This window comes from Pseudomonas sp. S34 (genome assembly GCF_009866745.1).
GTDB classification, from domain to species: Bacteria; Pseudomonadota; Gammaproteobacteria; order Pseudomonadales; family Pseudomonadaceae; genus Aquipseudomonas; species Aquipseudomonas jessenii.
The window spans coordinates 3,677,843-3,694,488 of the sequence record NZ_CP019398.1; the positions used below are offsets into that span (position 1 = coordinate 3,677,843).

Below are 16,646 nucleotides of genomic sequence, written 5' to 3' on the forward strand. Positions count from 1 at the left end.
CATTTTCGACTCAAACGCGGTCTCTTGTAGGAGCTGGCTTGTCGGGTCGCCGCATCGCAGCGATGGTCGTTAACGATAACGCGCGTGAGCTGGATAAACGCGGCGCATTTGAGTCCATCGCCGGCAAGCCGGCTCCTACAAATCCCCTCAGGGATTGGCTACCTGCGCAGGCGCCAATGGCATGTGCGGGTCAATCCAGGTGAACCGATAGGCTTTGCCGGCCTCTTGCGGCAGGCATTTGCCGTTGTCGGCATCCGCGCCCACGATCGACCAGTTCGCCCGGGCGTTTTCCCCCAATTCACGGGCCGCTTCGGGTTTGAAGCACTGCTTCAGTACGTCATCCGGCACCAATGCGTAGGCCTTGGGGTGTTCGCGCAGATACCGCGCGGCCTTTTCGACGGTCGAATTGTCCATGCCGAAATGCACGATCGGTTGCCGAGCGAACAACCAGTGCCCCTCCTCCCAGTTGACCAGCACCAGATCGGCACCCCGGGTCATGGACGCCGCCTGGGTCATGAGCACCTGATCAACGTTGGTGCCGTCCTTGAGCGGTTCGATGAAACCACGGGCGAACCACAACGCGAACCAGGTCGCCACCAGTGCCGGGAACACCCGACGCATACGCGGGTGCCGTTTGAACCAGCGCCTGAGCAGCCACGGGATCAACGGCGCGGCGACCAGCACCAGCCCAGGCAGCGCCGGGTAGATGTACAACTTGCGCTTGCCTGTGCTGATGCAGAAAAACAGCACCACCAGCACCACCCAACCGAGCAACACCAAGACCCGGCCGTCGCGTTTTTGCAACTGACGGCGCCAGGCCGGCACCAGCCATGGCAGCACCAGCACCAGTGGTAGCCAATACTGCGGGATTACGTTGGTGAAGAAATACCAGAACGGTTCGCGGTGATGCCACGCGGCGGCATAGCGGCCCGCGGTCTGGCGCAGGAGGATCTCCCGTGCATAGGCAACTTCGTCCGCGCTGCCATTGAAGAGGATGGACAAGGCCAGGGGCAACAGCCAGATCGCGATGGCGCCAAGCATCAGCGCAAACCCGAGCAACCACTTGCGCGCCTCGCCCGGCATCGCCACCACACCGGGCCAGCCTTTGCGCACCCCATAGGCGTAGGGAATCAGCAACAGCGCCGGCAGGAAACCCACACCTTTGGTGATCACGCCAATGCCCATGGCCGCGCAGCCCGCGTAGAACCAGCGCCACGCAGGTCCCAGCAGCAGGTGCCGTGCCAGACCGTACAGGCCCAGGGAGGTGAACAGAATCAAGAAACTGTCGATCTGACCGGTGCGCAGGATGCTGTAGGTCTGGTAGGTCGCCAGGTACAACAGCGTGGCGTTGCGCCCGGTACGCTGGGTCCACAGGCGACGGCCCAGGTCATAGACCATCGCCGTGACCGTCACCGCCGAAAACAGTCCCGGGATATAAAGCGCGATGTTGGGTTTGCCGGTCAGCCAGGTGAAGAACGCCACCGTCCACATGAAAATCGGCGGCTTGTCACCGTAGATCTCGGCGGCCCGGTGCGGGATCAGCCACGAGCCGTTCTGCAGCATCTCCAGCGCGACACCGAGGAAACGCTCTTCGTCCACATTCTGAGCCTGACGCAACCCCATGCCCGCGCCGATCAGCAACAGGGCAAGCAGCATCAGACCCAGGCACTCGACCCTGGGCGACAACGATCTACGCATTGCTTATTCCTTTGCGCTTTTGCTTTTGGCAATCAATTGCAGGTTGCGAAAATAGACCAGGGAGCCAAACGCCTGCCCGACGATGAACACCGGGTCCTGGCGGTAAATGGCATAGGCGAGCAACAAGGTGCTGCCGACGATGCTCAGGTACCAGAAGTTGGTCGGGATCACGCTGCGTTTCTTGTACTCGCTGTACAACCACTGCAAGACAAACCGCCCGGTAAAGGCAGCCTGCCCGGCAAAGCCGACCAGCAACCACAGAGTTTCACGGGTCAGAATCATCCTTCGAGCTCCTGGGCCTGGGTGTTCAGGCGTGTGCGTTTGATCAGCCACCAGACGCCGATCAGGTCAAGAATGCCGACCAGCGCACGGTCGAGGTTGCCGTATTTCGACACCCCAGCCGTGCGCGGACGATGGTTGACCGGGTGCACGATCATGCGCCCGTTATGACGCTGGATCAGCGCCGGAATATAGCGATGCATGTGGTCGAAGTACGGCAGGCGCAAGAACGCCGCGCGCTCGATCAGCTTCAGGCCACAACCGGTGTCCGGGGTGGCGTCCCTGAGCAGGCGCCGGCGCAGGTTGTTGGCGAACCGCGAGGCGTAGCGCTTGCTCGCGGTGTCACGGCGATTGACCCGGTGCCCGGCCACCAGTTGTACATCGACCTTGCCCGGTTCGCCGCGCACCAGCGCCAGCATGCCGGGAATGTCCGCCGGGTCGTTCTGGCCGTCGCCATCGAGGGTCGCCAGCCACTGCCCGCGTGCCTCACGGGCCGCGTGGTACAGCGAGGTGCTCTGCCCCAGCGACCGCTCGTGATGCAGGATGCGCAAGGTGTTCAAGCCGTTTTGGCGGATCTGCCGCAGTTCCTGCAGGGTCGAATCGGTGCTGCCATCGTCGACCACGATGATTTCGTAAGCCTCATCGGCCAGCGCCACACGGACTTCTTCAAGCAATGGCTTGAGGTTGTTCGCTTCGTTTTTGGCGGGAATCAGTACGGATACAAAAATGTCTTGGCTCATGGGGGCTCTCTCGCCTTTTTTGATTGTTCGAGATCAGAGGCGAACGCTTCAAATCTGATAGAACTGCCGATACCACTTCACGAACTCACCGACGCCGGCTTCCAGCGTCACCTGCGGGCTGAAGCCCACCCAATCGGCCAGCGCCGAGACATCGGCCCAGGTCTTGACCACGTCACCGGCCTGCATTGGCAAGTAGTTGCGCCGGGCCTGCAGGTCCAGGGCTGACTCCAGGCACTCGACGAAATCCAGCAATGCCACCGGCATGCCGCGACCGATGTTGAAGATCCGGTTGACCCCGGCGACAGAGCCTTCCGGCACCGGAGGCCTTGGCCGCAGTCGGGCGATCCCTTCGACAATGTCGTCGACAAAGGTAAAGTCGCGGTACATCTGCCCCTGGTTGTAGATGTCGATGGGCAGGCCTTTGAGGATGGCGTCGGTAAACCTGAACAGCGCCATGTCCGGACGACCCCACGGGCCGTAGACGGTAAAGAAGCGCAGGCCACTGGCTTTCAGGCCATACAAACGGCAGTAACTTTCAGCCAGCAGTTCATTGGCGCGTTTGCTGGCGGCGTACAGCGAAACGGGATGATCGACCGGGTCCTCGACACTGAACGGCATCTTGCTGTTGGCGCCGTACACCGAACTGCTCGAGGCGTAGATCAGGTGGTCGGGGCGATGGTGCCGACAGGCTTCGAGCACATTGAGGAAACCCACCAGGTTCGATTGCCCGTAGACATCCGGGTTGTCCAGCGAGTAGCGCACCCCGGCCTGGGCCGCCAGGTGCACCACCTCGGTAAAAGCGTGTTGTTGAAACAGGCTCATCAGGGCAGGTTTGTCGACGATGTCCATTTTCCGGAAGCGAAAACCCGGCAGAGTCTCCAGCACCTTGAGACGTGCGTGCTTGAGTTCCACGTCGTAATAGTCGTTGAGGTTATCGATACCAACGACCTCCTGACCCTCGCGGCACAAGCGCTGGACCGTATGAAAGCCGATGAAACCGGCCGCACCGGTGACCAGTACGGTCATGGGAAACGCGCCGGCGACTGCGCCGCGATCGACGCGAGATGACTGATCCGGACCCTCGTCAACTTCATGTGTAGTCCCTGCTTATGGCTTCATTCGCGCACGGTTGCGTTATGAAGCTTATAAAACAGACACATTTCAGTTTGGATAACGCCTCGCGCCACCTCGAAAAAAAATATCCGGCCGAAAACACCGTGGTTATCTGGCCGATCCGCCATGGGGTTTGTAAAACCGGAACAAACCGATATCCACGGTCCTGATGTATTGCCTGGCCCAATCCGGCTTGACGGTACGATCATGGAAATACAGTGCACCCTGGGTGCGATCCGGCAGTTCCTTGTTCAGGGCCTTGCGCGCGATTTCCTTGGCCATCGCGTAAGGCACTTCCTCCTGGACCGAATCGGATTTACCGTCGCACCACCAGGAAAACTGGCAACTCTTGGTTTCCGAACCCTGCTTGACCACTTTGCACACCGTGTCCGGAAAGCCCTCGTGGCCCAGGCGATTCATGACCACATTGGCCACCGCCTCCATGTCGGCGGCGTCCTTGCCCTTGGCTTCCCAGTAAATGGACCGGGCCAGGCAGGTGATCGCATCGTCCAGCGGCGCGGCGCCGGCCGGGTCGACAGCCTGGACTTCTGACGGGGTAATGGCTTCTGCCTTGGGCGCTGGTGCCGGGTTGTTGCTCTCGGCGGCTTTCTGTTCCAGCACCTCGGCCTTGTTCTCGGCCGATTCCTGCTTTTGCGCTTGATCCGTAGCGGATACCGGGCCGGCAAGCAACGTCAGGGCGAGGCAGGTGGCGATCCAGTCGAAGCGCATGGTCGGTGTCACATGGTGAGTGGTTCAATTGAGTCTAGTAGTGAAATGATTTCGCCCACCCCACTACACTCTGGATAAATCCGTTGTCTTAAATGGGCCAACTTCGCGCATCATGGGCGCAATCTGCTCAAGGGGGATTTTCATGGGTTTCATTTCATCCGCAATGCGTTTGGCCGGTGTATCACTGGGCCTGGTATTCGCCGCCAACGCCGTGGCGGCCGACGAAGCGCAATTGATCGAATCGATCAACGTCTACCGTAGCCAACCGCAGCGCTGCGCAGGCCAGGCTTCATCGGAGCTGCCACCCCTGTCGGCCGACCCGCGCCTGGTGCTGACCGCCCCGAACATCGGTAATCTGCAGCAGGCCATGGTCACTGCCGGTTATCCCATGAAGAATGTGCAAGCCATCAGCCTGTCCGGGCCTCGCGATGCCGCCTCGGCGATGAAGGCGATTCAGGAGAGCTTTTGCCAGATCGTCCTCGACCCGCAATTCGTCGATGTCGGCGTCAGCCGCCAGGACCGTGAATGGCGCATCGTGGTCGCACGGCCGTTGTTGAGCGCACGCTTGGGCGACGCGCAGGCCGAAGGCCAGAAGCTGCTCACCGAACTCAACGCCGCACGCACCCGACCACGCCAATGCGGCGCGCAGTCCTTCGCCGCCGCGCCACCGCTGGCCTGGAACGCCGCGCTGGCCACCGCCGCCGAAGGCAACGCCCGCTCCATGGCCAACAACAACTACTTCGATCACAAGGACCGCGATGGCCGCACCCCGGGCGACCGCGCGGAACTGGCCGGCTACGACTTCCAGCAGATCGGCGAAAACATCGCCGCCGGCCAAGACACCGCACACAAGGTGGTCGAAGGCTGGCTGGCCAGCCCCGGCCATTGCGCCAACCTGATGAACCCACAGTTCCGCGAACTGGGCGCGGCTTACGCGACCGATCCGAAGAGCGATGCGGGGATTTACTGGACGGCGATGTTTGGGGCGCAGTAATGACAAGACTCTGAATGTGTCGCGGACGGGCCATCCAACGGGGCACCTGCAGGAGCGATGCTGGCTCGCGAAGGACATCAACGATAACGCGGGTTGTCTGAATGCCCGCGTTGTCCTGGCGTTTTTCGCGAGCAAGCTCGCTCCTACACGGAAACGAGCTCAATAGCGATCGGGCAGGCAGGCCGACGGGGCAGGTCAAAATCAAAAGCCCGAGCTACCTCGTACCTGTAGGAGCGAGCCTGCTCGCGATGGACGTCAACGATAACGCGGGTTGTCTGAATGCCCGCGTTGTTCAGACGTTCTTCGCAAGCAAGCTCGCTCCTACACGGAAACGAGCTCAATTGCGGGCAGGTAGGCCGATGGGGCAGATCAAAATCAAAAGCCCGAGCTACCTCGTACCTGTAGGAGCGAGCCTGCTCGCGATGGACGTCAACGATAACGCGGGTTGTCTGAATGCCCGCGTTGTCCTGGCGTTTTTCGCGAGCAAGCTCGCTCCTACACGGAAACGAGTTCAATTGCGATCGGGCAGGCAGGCCGATGGGGCAGATCAAAATCAAAAGCCCGAGCTACCTCGTACCTGTAGGAGCGAGCCTGCTCGCGATGGACGTCAACGATAACGCGGGTTGTCTGAATGCCCGCGTTGTCCTGACGTTTTTCGCGAGCAAGCTCGCTCCTACAGGGAAACGACTTCAATTGTGATCAGGCCGGCCGATAGGCCGCCTCGGGCGCTTTTGCGGTACACGCCCCCTCGTGAGGCCGAGCGGAGGTTCTGCGTAGTGGGCAACCCGGCATGGATGCCGGGTTAGCCGCCGCCGGCCATGGATGGCCGATGGCGGCGGGCCCACGGAGCAGGACCGGAGCGAGGGCATGCCGAGCCACAGCGAGGCACCGAACGTCAGGGGCAAGAGCCCTTGGTTACTTGGGGCCGGGCGGCGCTCCGCTTTTCCAAGTGACCCGCTGTAAGAGCGGAACCATAGGTGGCCGTTACCGCAGGAATGGATATTCACCCAATCCATACATACGCATCAAAGTGAGCTGGAGCTCTTTAATGACTTGCCATCAGTGGCTACTCATCCCGGCCGCATGCATCAACATCCTCAATCCCCCCGCCACCACTCCCAACGCAACCACACTGCCCAACCAGATCACCACCAGCCACCCAAGTCGCTTGTACCAAGGTGCCCGTTCACAAGAATCAATGATAGCCATCGCCAATCCTCACTTTGCCGCGAAACACGTAGTAGCTCCAGACCGTGTACATCAGGATGATCGGCAGAATAAACAGCGCGCCGATCAGGATGAACAACTGGCTGGTTGGCGGTGACGCCGCTGCCCACAGGCTGATCGACGGCGGCACGATGTTCGGCCAGATACTGAACGCCAGGCCGATGTAACCCAGGAACACCAGCATCAGGGTGAAGGCGAACGGCCAATGGGTGTGACGTTGGCGCAGGGTCCTGAGCAAGCCGAACATCGCCAGCAAGGCCAGCAGCGCCAGGCCTCCGAACACCGCCAGGTGCGCATGGGCAAACCAGCGGGTGGCGATTTCCGGATGGAGGATGGGCGTCCACACACAGATCACACCAATCACCGCCAACAGCAGCCACGCCAGGGGCCGGGTGAACAGGCGCATCCGCGATTCGAGCATGCCTTCGGTCTTGACCAGCAACCAGGTGCTGCCGAGCAGCGCATAAGCGACGATCAGACCGACACCGCAGAACAGCGGAAACGGTGCCAGCCAGTCCAGCGAACCGCCGGCGAACTGGCGATCGACCACCGGGATGCCGGCAATGTAAGTGCCGATCACCACGCCCTGGGAAAAGGTCGCCAGCAGCGAACCGCCGATGAACGCCATGTCCCAGACATGACGCTTTTCAGGGCTGGCCTTGAATCGGAACTCGAACGCCACACCGCGAAAGATCAAGCCGCACAACATCAGGATCAGCGGCAGGTACAGCGCTTCCAGAATCACTGAATAGGCCAGCGGGAACGCGCCATACAGCGCCGCGCCGCCCAGCACCAGCCAGGTCTCGTTACCGTCCCAGACCGGTGCCACGGTGTTCATCATCACATCGCGCTCCTTCGCATCCGGGATCAGCGGAAACAGAATGCCCAACCCCAGATCGAAGCCGTCCATGATCACGTACATCATCACGCCGAAGGCGATGATCACGCCCCAGATCAGCGATAAATCGATACCTTGAATACCCATGACTCAACTCCCTTCCTTCAATTGACGCGGGCGTCGGTTTCGAGAATTTCTGCGTCGGCGGACAGCGGCCGGCGCGGTGTGACCAGCTGATCGGAGTGCCCGTCGACCGGATGCCCGTGATGGGGCTGTGGTCCTTTGCCGACCAGTTTCATCATGTAGCCGATGCCCACCGTGAACACCGAGAAATAGATCACCACGAACAGCGCCAGCGAGATGCTCAACTGCGCGACGCTGTGATTGGACGCGGCATCGGCGGTACGCAGCAGGCCATACACCACCCACGGCTGGCGCCCGACTTCGGTGGTGATCCACCCGGCCAGCATGGCGATCAGGCCACTTGGCCCCATCCACAACATCAGGCGCAGGAACCAGCGATTGCGGTAGATGGCGCCGCTGCTGCGCAGGGCCAGGCCGAGCACGCCGGCCAGCACCATCAACATGCCCAGCCCGGCCATGACGCGGAAACTCCAGAAGACCACCGTCGCATTGGGTCGGTCCTCTTTCGGGAAGCTCTTGAGCGCCGGGATCTGCTTGTCGAGGCTGTGGGTCAGGATCAGGCTGCCCAGGTACGGAATCTCGATGGCGTACCTGGTTTTCTCGGCCTGCATGTCGGGGATGCCGAACAGCACCAGGGGCGTGGCTTCGCTCCCGTTGTTTTCCCAGTGCCCTTCGATGGCAGCGATCTTCGCCGGTTGATGTTCCAGGGTGTTCAAGCCGTGGGCGTCACCGACCACCGCCTGGATCGGGCAGACGATCAAGGCCATCCACAACGCCATCGACAGCATCTTGCGCACTTGTTTGGTGTCGTTACCGCGCAGCAGGTGCCACGCCGCCGACGAGCCGACAAAGAATGCCGTGGCCACAAACGCGGCAATCGCCATGTGCGCCAGGCGGTACGGGAACGACGGGTTGAACACGATGGCCAGCCAGTCCAGCGGCATCACCCGACCGTCGACGATCTCGAAGCCCTGGGGCGTTTGCATCCAGCTGTTGGACGCAAGAATCCAGAAGGTCGAAATCAGGGTGCCGATGGCGACCATGACCGTCGAGAAGAAGTGCAAGCCACGCCCTACCCGGTTCCAGCCGAACAGCATGACCCCGAGGAAACCGGCCTCGAGGAAGAACGCCGTGAGCACTTCATAGGTCAGCAACGGCCCGGTGATGCTGCCGGCGAAGTCGGAGAAACGGCTCCAGTTGGTGCCGAACTCATAAGCCATGACCAGCCCCGAGACCACGCCCATGCCGAAGTTGACGGCGAAGATCTTCGACCAGAAATGGTAGAGATCGCGGTAGGTGTCGTTGTGGGTCTTCAGCCAAAGCCCTTCGAGCACCGCCAGGAAACTGGCCAGCCCGATGGTGATGGCGGGAAAGATGATGTGGAACGAAACCGTGAACGCGAATTGAATGCGCGCCAGGTCCAGTGCCTCCAGGTTAAACATGTCGATATCCTCATTGCGGCTGAAAAACGGCGGCACACGACCGGGCCACCGTCAGGCCGGGGGGCCTGCAGCCAACACAAGTCGAAAGGGTTAGGTGAGCGGCACCCGGCCGCCCCCGGTGCTACGCGGCGGAAGTCGAAATCAGGTTGCTGGCCTTCGCCTGCTCCAGCCGGATGGCGATGAACTTGGAAGTCGGGGTGAAGGTGCGGTCACCGTAACTTTCCAGCGGCACCAGCGGGTTGGTCTCGGGGTAGTACGCCGCCGCCTGACCGGCCGGAATGTCGTAGGCGATCAGGGTGAAACCGCTGACCCGACGCTCGCGCTCGTCGTCCCACAGCGCCACCAGGTCGACCTTCTGCCCAGGCTCAAAACCCAGCCGGCGAATGTCCTGCTCGTTGGCGAACACCACGTCGCGCATGCCGTACACCCCGCGATAACGGTCATCCAGGCCATACAGCGTGGTGTTGTACTGATCGTGGGAGCGCATGGTCTGCAGAATCAGGTGTGGCTTGACCGTCAGGTTGCGCACGCCCTCGCTGATCAGGTGCTCCGGCAGCACGCTCGGAGTGAACTGGGCCTTGCCGCTGGCGGTTTTCCAGATGCGCCTGGCCGCGTCGTTGGGCATGTGGAAACCGCCCGGATGCAGCAAGCGCTGGTTGAAATCTTCGAAACCGGGAATGGTGTCGGCAATCATGTTGCGGATTCGGCCGTAGTCGCCGATGGCCCAGTTCCAGTCGATCGGGTGCTTGCCCAGTGTCGCGGCGGCGATGCCGGCAATGATCGCAGGCTCGGAGCGCAGGTGTTTCGACTTCGGTTTCAGTTGACCGTGGGAGATGTGGATCATGCTGAAGGTGTCTTCCACGGTGACGCCTTGCGGCCCTTCGGCCTGGATGTCGATGTCGGTGCGGCCCAGGCACGGCAGGATCAGCGCTTCACGGCCGGTGACCAGATGGCTGCGGTTGAGTTTGGTGGCGATGTGCACGGTGAGGTCGCATTTACGCAACGCGGCGTGGGTGCGTGGCGTGTCGGGGGTGGCCTGGGCGAAGTTGCCACCCAGGGCGATAAACACTTTCGAACGTCCCTGCTCCATCGCGCCAATCGCCATCACGGTGTTGTGACCGTGCTCGCGCGGTGGCTTGAAGGAGAAGCGTTTTTCCAGGGCATTGAGCAAGTCGGTGGGCGCCAGTTCGTTGATGCCCATGGTGCGGTCGCCCTGCACGTTACTGTGACCGCGAACCGGTGACAGGCCTGCGCCGGGGCGGCCGACGTTGCCGCGCAGCAGCATCAGGTTGATGACTTCCTGCAGCGTCGGCACCGAGTGCGTGTGCTGGGTCAGGCCCATCGCCCAGCACATGATCACCCGCTTGGACCGGGCGTACATGCGGGCGGCGAGTTCGATGTCCGCCAATGGCATGCCCGACTGCTGCTCGATGTGCTCCCAACTGGTTGCGTCGACTTCGCCCAGGTAGGCGCCCATCCCCGAGGTGTGTTCGGCGATGAACTCATGGTCGAACACCGGTTCGCCGCCGCTGACCTGAGCTTCGCGCTCCCATTGCAGCAGGAACTTGACCATGCCGCGCATGACTGCCATGTCGCCGCCCAGTGCCGGGCGGAAGTAGGCTGTGTTGGTCGGCTCGGAGCCGTTCATCAACATTTCGATCGGGTGCTGTGGATGCTGGAAGCGCTCCAGCCCGCGCTCCTTGAGTGGGTTGATGCAGATCACCTGGGCACCGCGCTTGACCGCTTCGCGCAACGGTTCAAGCATCCGCGGGTGGTTGGTGCCGGGGTTCTGACCGATGACGAAAATCGCATCGGCATGTTCCAGGTCGTCGAACACCACGGTGCCTTTACCCACGCCGAGGCTTTCGATCATGCTCACCGCGCTGGCTTCGTGGCACATGTTGGAGCAGTCCGGAAAGTTGTTGGTACCGTAGGCCCGGACGAACAGCTGATAGAGAAAGGCGGCTTCGTTACTGGCCCGGCCCGAGGTATAGAACTCGGCCTGGTCCGGCGATTCCAGCGCGTTGAGGTGCCGGGCGATCAGCGCGAACGCTTCGTCCCAGGTGGTTTCCACGTAACGGTCGGTGGCCGCGTCATAGCGCATCGGGTGGGTCAGGCGGCCCTGATACTCCAGCCAGTAATCGCTCTGCTCGGCCAGCGCCGAGACACTGTATTTGTTGAAGAAGGCCGGGTCGACCAAACGGCCCGTGGCTTCCCAGTTAACCGCCTTGGCACCGTTCTCGCAGAACTTGACCATGCCGTTTTCCGGCGACTCGCCCCAGGCACAACCGGGGCAATCGAACCCGCCGTTCTGGTTGGTCTTGAGCATGGCGCGAATATTCTTCAGCGCGTTTTCACTGCCCAGCCAGTTTTTGGTAACAGCAATCAGCGCGCCCCAACCAGCGGCGGCACCTTTGTAGGGTTTGTAGCGGTCGACTTGAGACATGGTACTTCTCCGTGACCTGATTCAGGCCATTGATCGTTTGACGGAGAAAGCATATGAACAGGGAATAATTATTGTCTAATCGCTATTTACGACCACATGATCGAGGATATTTATCATCGATATTTATTGTTGATTATCAATAGATTGTAAGATTTAAACAGCTGTTCACGTTGCAACTTTATCCATCATAGATGCACTCGATCAACCGGTTACTAATAGTGATTGGACGGGCCGACAAGTTGCTCTTAGCCTGCGCACAACAAATCCGTTTTCAGCGCATTTTTTGTAGGAGCGAGCTCTGCTCGCGATGGACTCAAGAGCACCGCGTTCAGCCAGCAAGCACGCGTAATCGTTAACGACCATCGCGAGCAGGCTCGCTCCTACACCGGCGCTCAATAAATCCGTTATCGGCGCAATATTTGTAGGAGCGAGCTCTGCTCGCGATGGACTCAAGAGCACCGCGTTCAGCCAGCACGCACGCGTAATCGTTAACGACCATCGCGAGCAGGCTCGCTCCTACACCGGCGCTCAATAAATCCGTTATCGGCGCAATATTTGTAGGAGCGAGCTCTGCTCGCGATGGACTCAAGAGCACCGCGTTCAGCCAGCACGCACGCGTAATCGTTAACGACCATCGCGAGCAGGCTCGCTCCTACACCTGCGCTCAACAAATCCGTTTTCAGCGCATTTTTTGTAGGAGCGAGCTCTGCTCGCGATGGACTCAAGAGCACCGCGTTCAGCCAGCAAGCACGCGTAATCGTTAACGACCATCGCGAGCAGGCTCGCTCCTACAACTGCGCTCAATAAATCCGTTATCGGCGCAATATTTGTAGGAGCGAGCTCTGCTCGCGATGGACTCAAGAGCACCGCGTTCAGCCAGCACGCACGCGTAATCGTTTACGACCATCGCGAGCAGACTCGCTCCTACATCTGCGCTCAATAAACCCGTTATCAGCGCAATATTTGTAGGAGCGAGTTCTGCTCGCGATGGACTCAAGAGCACCGCGTTCAGCCAGCAAGCGCGCGTAATCGTTAACGACCATCGCGAGCAGGCTCGCTCCTACACGGAACATTCATTCAATGCGTGCCAAGCGAGGGTGTCATGTCAGAACAAGTCTTGATCGATGGATTCTCCCGGCGCGTGGACTATCTGCGGATGTCGGTCACCGACCGCTGCGATTTCCGTTGCGTGTATTGCATGGCCGAGGACATGCAGTTTCTGCCCCGCCAACGGGTGCTGACCCTGGAAGAGATTTATCAACTTGCACAAAGCTTCGTGGCGCTGGGCACCCGCAAGATCCGCCTGACCGGTGGCGAGCCGCTGATCCGTCCGGGCGTGGTGCAGTTGTGCGAGAAGATCGCCGCCCTGCCCGGCCTGCGTGAACTGTGCATGACCACCAACGGTTCGCAGTTGGCCAAACTGGCCGGGCCGTTGTTCGAAGCCGGGGTCAAGCGCCTCAACATCAGCCTCGATTGCCTGGACCCGCAACGTTTTCGCGAACTGACCCGCACCGGTGACCTGGCGCAGGTCATCAAGGGCATCGACGCGGCCAACCAGGCGGGATTTCGCAACACCAAGCTCAATTGCGTGGTCATGAAAGGCCGCAACGACCATGAGATCAATGATCTGGTGAGCTTCGCCATCGACCGTAACCTCGACATCTCCTTCATCGAGGAAATGCCGTTGGGCACCATCGACGAGCACAGCCGCGCCGAATCGTTTTTCGCAAGTGCCCAGGTCCGCGAACGCATTGCCGAACGCTACACTTTGATTGATTCCGCCGAGTCGACCCAGGGTCCGTCGCGCTACTGGCGCCTGGCCGAGGCGCCGCAGATTCGCCTGGGGTTCATCTCACCCCACAGCCACAACTTTTGCGGCACCTGCAATCGGGTGCGGCTGACCGTGGAGGGACGCCTGCTGCTGTGCCTGGGCAATGAGCACTCCGTGGATCTCAAGGCGGTCTTGCGCAGCCACCCCGGACAGCCCGAGCGCCTGGAAAAAGCCATTATCGAGGCGATGAAACTCAAGCCTTATCGACACAACTTCGAAGTGAACGACGATGTTCAGGTCATTCGCTTCATGAACATGACGGGCGGCTGAAACCCATGATCGTGAGACCCAAACCCAACCTGATCGGCGTGCTGACGTCCCTCAAGGGTTCGATTGCCAAACGCATCGCCTGGCGCAGCCTGATGGTGACGCTGCTCGCCTCGGCCATCGTGCTCATCGAAACCTTGCATCCCAGCTACTTTTCCAAGGTCAGCGCCACGCCCTTCACGCTGCTGGGTTTGTCGCTGTCGATCTTCATGAGCTTTCGCAACAACGCCTGCTACGACCGCTGGTATGAAGCGCGCAAGGCCTGGGGCGATGTGATCGTGGAGATCCGCTCGATGATTCGTGAAACCCTGATGATCAAGGACACCGCTGAGCGCCACACGATCCTCAGCAACCTCTGCGGCTTCGCCCATGCCCTCAACGCGCGCCTGCGCCAGGAAAACGAGATGGCCGCCAGTGGCGACTGGCTGCACCCGATGCCCAAGGGCAACACCACGGACATCAGCGGGCAGATACTGATGCAGGTCGGTCAACAGTGCTCGTCACTCAACGAGTCCGGGGCGATCAACGACTGGCGCTACACGCTCATGGCCAACCATTTGACCAGCCTGACCCATGCCCAGGCCGTCTGTGAACGGATCAAGAACACCCCGTTACCCTTCCCTTACACCCTGCTGCTGCACCGCACCATCTACCTGTTCTGCATCCTCTTGCCCTTTGCCATGGCCGAACCCCTGGGCTGGCTGACACCGATTTTCACCGCGATTGTCAGCTACACCTTTTTCGGCCTGGATGCGATTGCCGATGAACTGGAAGACCCCTTCGGCCGCGACGAAAACGACCTGCCCACCGATGCCATCGTGCGCAATATCGAGCGCGATGTGCTGGCGGCCCTGGGTGTGACGGAACTGCCACCGCAACTGGAGCCGGTGGATTTTGTGTTGAACTGATTTTCAGGAAAAACACAAAACCTGTGGGAGCGGGCTTGCTCGCGAAGGCGTCAGGTCAGTCAACCTCTCTGTTGAATGTGCCGGCCTCTTCGCGAGCAAGCCCGCTCCCACAGGTATTTCAGGTGTATTCAGAACAGCTCGCTGAAGGGAATAAACCGCGCCGTGTCGCCAGCTTCCGGCGTGCAACCTTCCGGCACTTCCACCAGTCCATCGGCCCAGGATGCGCCCAGCAACACGCCGGAACTCTGGTTCGGATAAAGCACCGCGCGACCGGCTTCGAGTTTCGCCCGCAGGTACTCGCGGCGGCTTCCGGGTTTGGGCCAGGCAAAGCCGACCCTGACCGGGAAGCTCAAAGGCTCGACGTCTTCGACACCCTGAATTCGCAACAGATAAACCCGGGCCAACAGACCGAAAGTGACCAACGCCGATGTCGGATTGCCCGGCAGGCCAATCACCGGCACGCGGCCGAAGTGGCCCACGGTCAATGGCTTGCCGGGTTTGATCGAGAGTTTCCACAGCAACGGCTTGCCGCACTCGCGCAGTACCTGGCCGAGGCAGTCGGCGTCACCGGCGGACACGCCGCCCGTGCTGAGCATCAGGTCCGTCGTGTGTTGCAGCTGTTCGAGCTTGAGTCGCGTCTGGCGTGGCTCGTCGGGGAGAATGCCGGCCTCGATGACCTCGCAACCCAACGCATTCAACCAATGGCTCAACAATGTGCGGTTGCTGTTGTAGATGCTGCCGGGCTTGAGCGGTGTGCCCGGATCGACCAGTTCATTGCCGGTGGACAGCAACGCCACCCGTGGTCGCCGCACGACCTGCACATGGGTGCAGCCCTGCGCTGCCGCGACCGCCAGTTCGAACGGACCGAGGCGCTTGCCGGCGCGCAGCAGCACATCGCCGACGCGGTTCTCCTGACCTTGCGGGCGGATGTTGCTGCCGGCGCTCAATGGCTGCTTGAAGCGGATACGTCCGTCATCCAGTACTTGCGTGTTCTCCTGCATCTCCACGCCGTTGGCACCCGGCGGAACCGGGGCGCCGGTGAAGATGCGCGCGCAGGTTCCCGGTGCCAGTGCTTGGGGGGCGTGACCGGCAAATACCTGTTGCGACACGGTCAGCGGTGCCCCGTCCCAACCGTCGACATTCAGGGCATAGCCGTCCATGGCGCTGTTCGGCCACGGCGGCAGATCGAGGGTCGCCACCAGGTCATTGGCCAACACCCGTTGCCGTGCGGCACTGAGCGGCACCGCTTCACTGTCTTCAATCCTCTGTGCTTCGGCCATTGTCAGCAACCGTTCGATGGCATCCTCCACCGGCATCAAGGGTGAATAGCTCATCCCCGCGTCCCGCAAGCCTGCGTAGGCTTGAGGTGCGGTACGAAATTGCACGGCCGGTGGCGCGCGTCGAGTTGCTCGGCGAGGATGCCTTCCCACGCGGTGCGGCAGGCACCCGTGGAACCCGGCAGGCAGCAGACCAGCGTGCCATTGGCCAGCCCGGCCAATGCCCGGCTCTGCACCGTCGAGGTGCCGATGTCGAGGATCGAAATCGCCCGGAACAGCTCACCGAAGCCTTCGATCTGTTTATCCAGCAAACAGGCCACCGCCTCGGGTGTGCTGTCGCGGCCGGTAAACCCGGTGCCGCCCGTGATCAGCACCACCTGGATGCCGTCGTCGGCAATCCAGTTCGCCACCTGCGCGCGGATCTTGTACAGGTCGTCCTTGAGCAGGTTGCGCTCGCTGAGGGTGTGGCCGGCTTCCAGCAAACGACTGACGAGTAGTTGGCCGGAGGTGTCATTGGCATATTCGCGGGTATCGCTAACGGTCAACACGGCAATATTCAGGGGTATAAACAATGCATCCGGTTTGACGCTCATGGGGTTCTCCGGCAGATATTGATTAAATGACTTCCGGAGACTAATTCGATAATTCAAGCCGTGTCTAATCACTCTAACCAACCAGACTATCGAGCCAATCTATCAATATAAAAAGACCAG

Annotated in this window: 14 protein-coding genes; 3 read left to right on the forward strand and 11 right to left on the reverse strand. The window is 60.8% G+C overall.

Annotated features, from left to right (window positions below):
* Nucleotides 1–147: 147 nt before the first annotated feature.
* The 5 genes from PspS34_RS16355 to PspS34_RS16375 form a co-directional block, all read right to left on the reverse strand.
* Nucleotides 148–1,698 (reverse strand): glycosyltransferase family 39 protein, encoded by a 1,551-nt coding sequence (locus PspS34_RS16355; protein WP_159390173.1) that lies wholly within the window; start codon nt 1,696–1,698, stop codon nt 148–150.
* Nucleotides 1,699–1,701: 3 nt separating this feature from the next.
* A complete protein-coding gene (locus tag PspS34_RS16360; RefSeq protein WP_102672335.1) occupies nt 1,702–1,980 on the reverse strand; it encodes a lipid-A-disaccharide synthase N-terminal domain-containing protein in 279 nt (92 codons plus the stop codon).
* A complete protein-coding gene (locus PspS34_RS16365) occupies nt 1,977–2,717 on the reverse strand; it encodes a glycosyltransferase family 2 protein (protein WP_154861948.1) in 741 nt (246 codons plus the stop codon). The genes PspS34_RS16360 and PspS34_RS16365 overlap by 4 nt, the downstream gene beginning before the upstream one ends.
* A 48-nt stretch (nt 2,718–2,765) precedes the next feature.
* Nucleotides 2,766–3,743: an NAD-dependent epimerase gene (locus PspS34_RS16370; RefSeq protein WP_159390174.1), complete on the reverse strand. Its 978-nt coding sequence runs from the start codon at nt 3,741–3,743 to the stop codon at nt 2,766–2,768.
* 195 nt (nt 3,744–3,938) lie between these two features.
* Nucleotides 3,939–4,559, reverse strand: a complete 621-nt coding sequence (locus PspS34_RS16375; RefSeq protein ID WP_154861950.1) for a cell wall hydrolase — start codon at nt 4,557–4,559, stop codon at nt 3,939–3,941.
* A gap of 142 nt (nt 4,560–4,701) precedes the next feature.
* Between PspS34_RS16375 and PspS34_RS16380 the strand changes: the two genes are divergently transcribed.
* Nucleotides 4,702–5,553 (forward strand): CAP domain-containing protein, encoded by an 852-nt coding sequence (locus PspS34_RS16380; RefSeq protein ID WP_154861951.1) that lies wholly within the window; start codon nt 4,702–4,704, stop codon nt 5,551–5,553.
* Nucleotides 5,554–6,612: 1,059 nt separating this feature from the next.
* Here PspS34_RS16380 and PspS34_RS16385 read toward each other — a convergent pair.
* The 4 genes from PspS34_RS16385 to PspS34_RS16400 all read right to left on the reverse strand — a co-directional run bounded on the left by PspS34_RS16385 (nt 6,613) and on the right by PspS34_RS16400 (nt 11,650).
* Complete coding sequence (locus PspS34_RS16385) at nt 6,613–6,762, reverse strand: DUF2474 domain-containing protein (RefSeq protein ID WP_102672341.1); 150 nt, start codon at nt 6,760–6,762, stop codon at nt 6,613–6,615.
* A complete protein-coding gene (gene cydB, locus PspS34_RS16390) occupies nt 6,749–7,765 on the reverse strand; it encodes a cytochrome d ubiquinol oxidase subunit II (RefSeq protein WP_150814424.1) in 1,017 nt (338 codons plus the stop codon). The genes PspS34_RS16385 and cydB overlap by 14 nt, the downstream gene beginning before the upstream one ends.
* A gap of 17 nt (nt 7,766–7,782) precedes the next feature.
* Nucleotides 7,783–9,204: a cytochrome ubiquinol oxidase subunit I gene (locus tag PspS34_RS16395; RefSeq protein ID WP_159390175.1), complete on the reverse strand. Its 1,422-nt coding sequence runs from the start codon at nt 9,202–9,204 to the stop codon at nt 7,783–7,785.
* 121 nt (nt 9,205–9,325) lie between these two features.
* Entirely contained in the window at nt 9,326–11,650 is a 2,325-nt protein-coding gene (locus tag PspS34_RS16400; protein WP_159390176.1) for an FdhF/YdeP family oxidoreductase, read from the reverse strand.
* Nucleotides 11,651–12,752: 1,102 nt separating this feature from the next.
* Between PspS34_RS16400 and moaA the strand changes: the two genes are divergently transcribed.
* Nucleotides 12,753–13,751: a GTP 3',8-cyclase MoaA gene (gene moaA / locus PspS34_RS16405; protein WP_090456122.1), complete on the forward strand. Its 999-nt coding sequence runs from the start codon at nt 12,753–12,755 to the stop codon at nt 13,749–13,751.
* Nucleotides 13,752–13,756: 5 nt separating this feature from the next.
* Entirely contained in the window at nt 13,757–14,656 is a 900-nt protein-coding gene (locus PspS34_RS16410; RefSeq protein ID WP_154861957.1) for a bestrophin family protein, read from the forward strand.
* A gap of 128 nt (nt 14,657–14,784) precedes the next feature.
* Here PspS34_RS16410 and glp read toward each other — a convergent pair whose 3' ends face one another.
* Both glp and moaB read right to left on the reverse strand, forming a co-directional pair.
* On the reverse strand, nt 14,785–15,990 hold the full coding sequence (glp, locus tag PspS34_RS16415; protein ID WP_159390177.1) for a gephyrin-like molybdotransferase Glp: 1,206 nt from the start codon (nt 15,988–15,990) through the stop codon (nt 14,785–14,787).
* Nucleotides 15,987–16,526 carry a molybdenum cofactor biosynthesis protein B gene (moaB, locus tag PspS34_RS16420; RefSeq protein ID WP_154861959.1) on the reverse strand — a complete coding sequence of 180 codons (540 nt, stop codon included), beginning with the start codon at nt 16,524–16,526 and terminating at the stop codon, nt 15,987–15,989. Before moaB ends, glp begins: the two co-directional genes overlap by 4 nt.
* Nucleotides 16,527–16,646 lie beyond the last annotated feature (120 nt).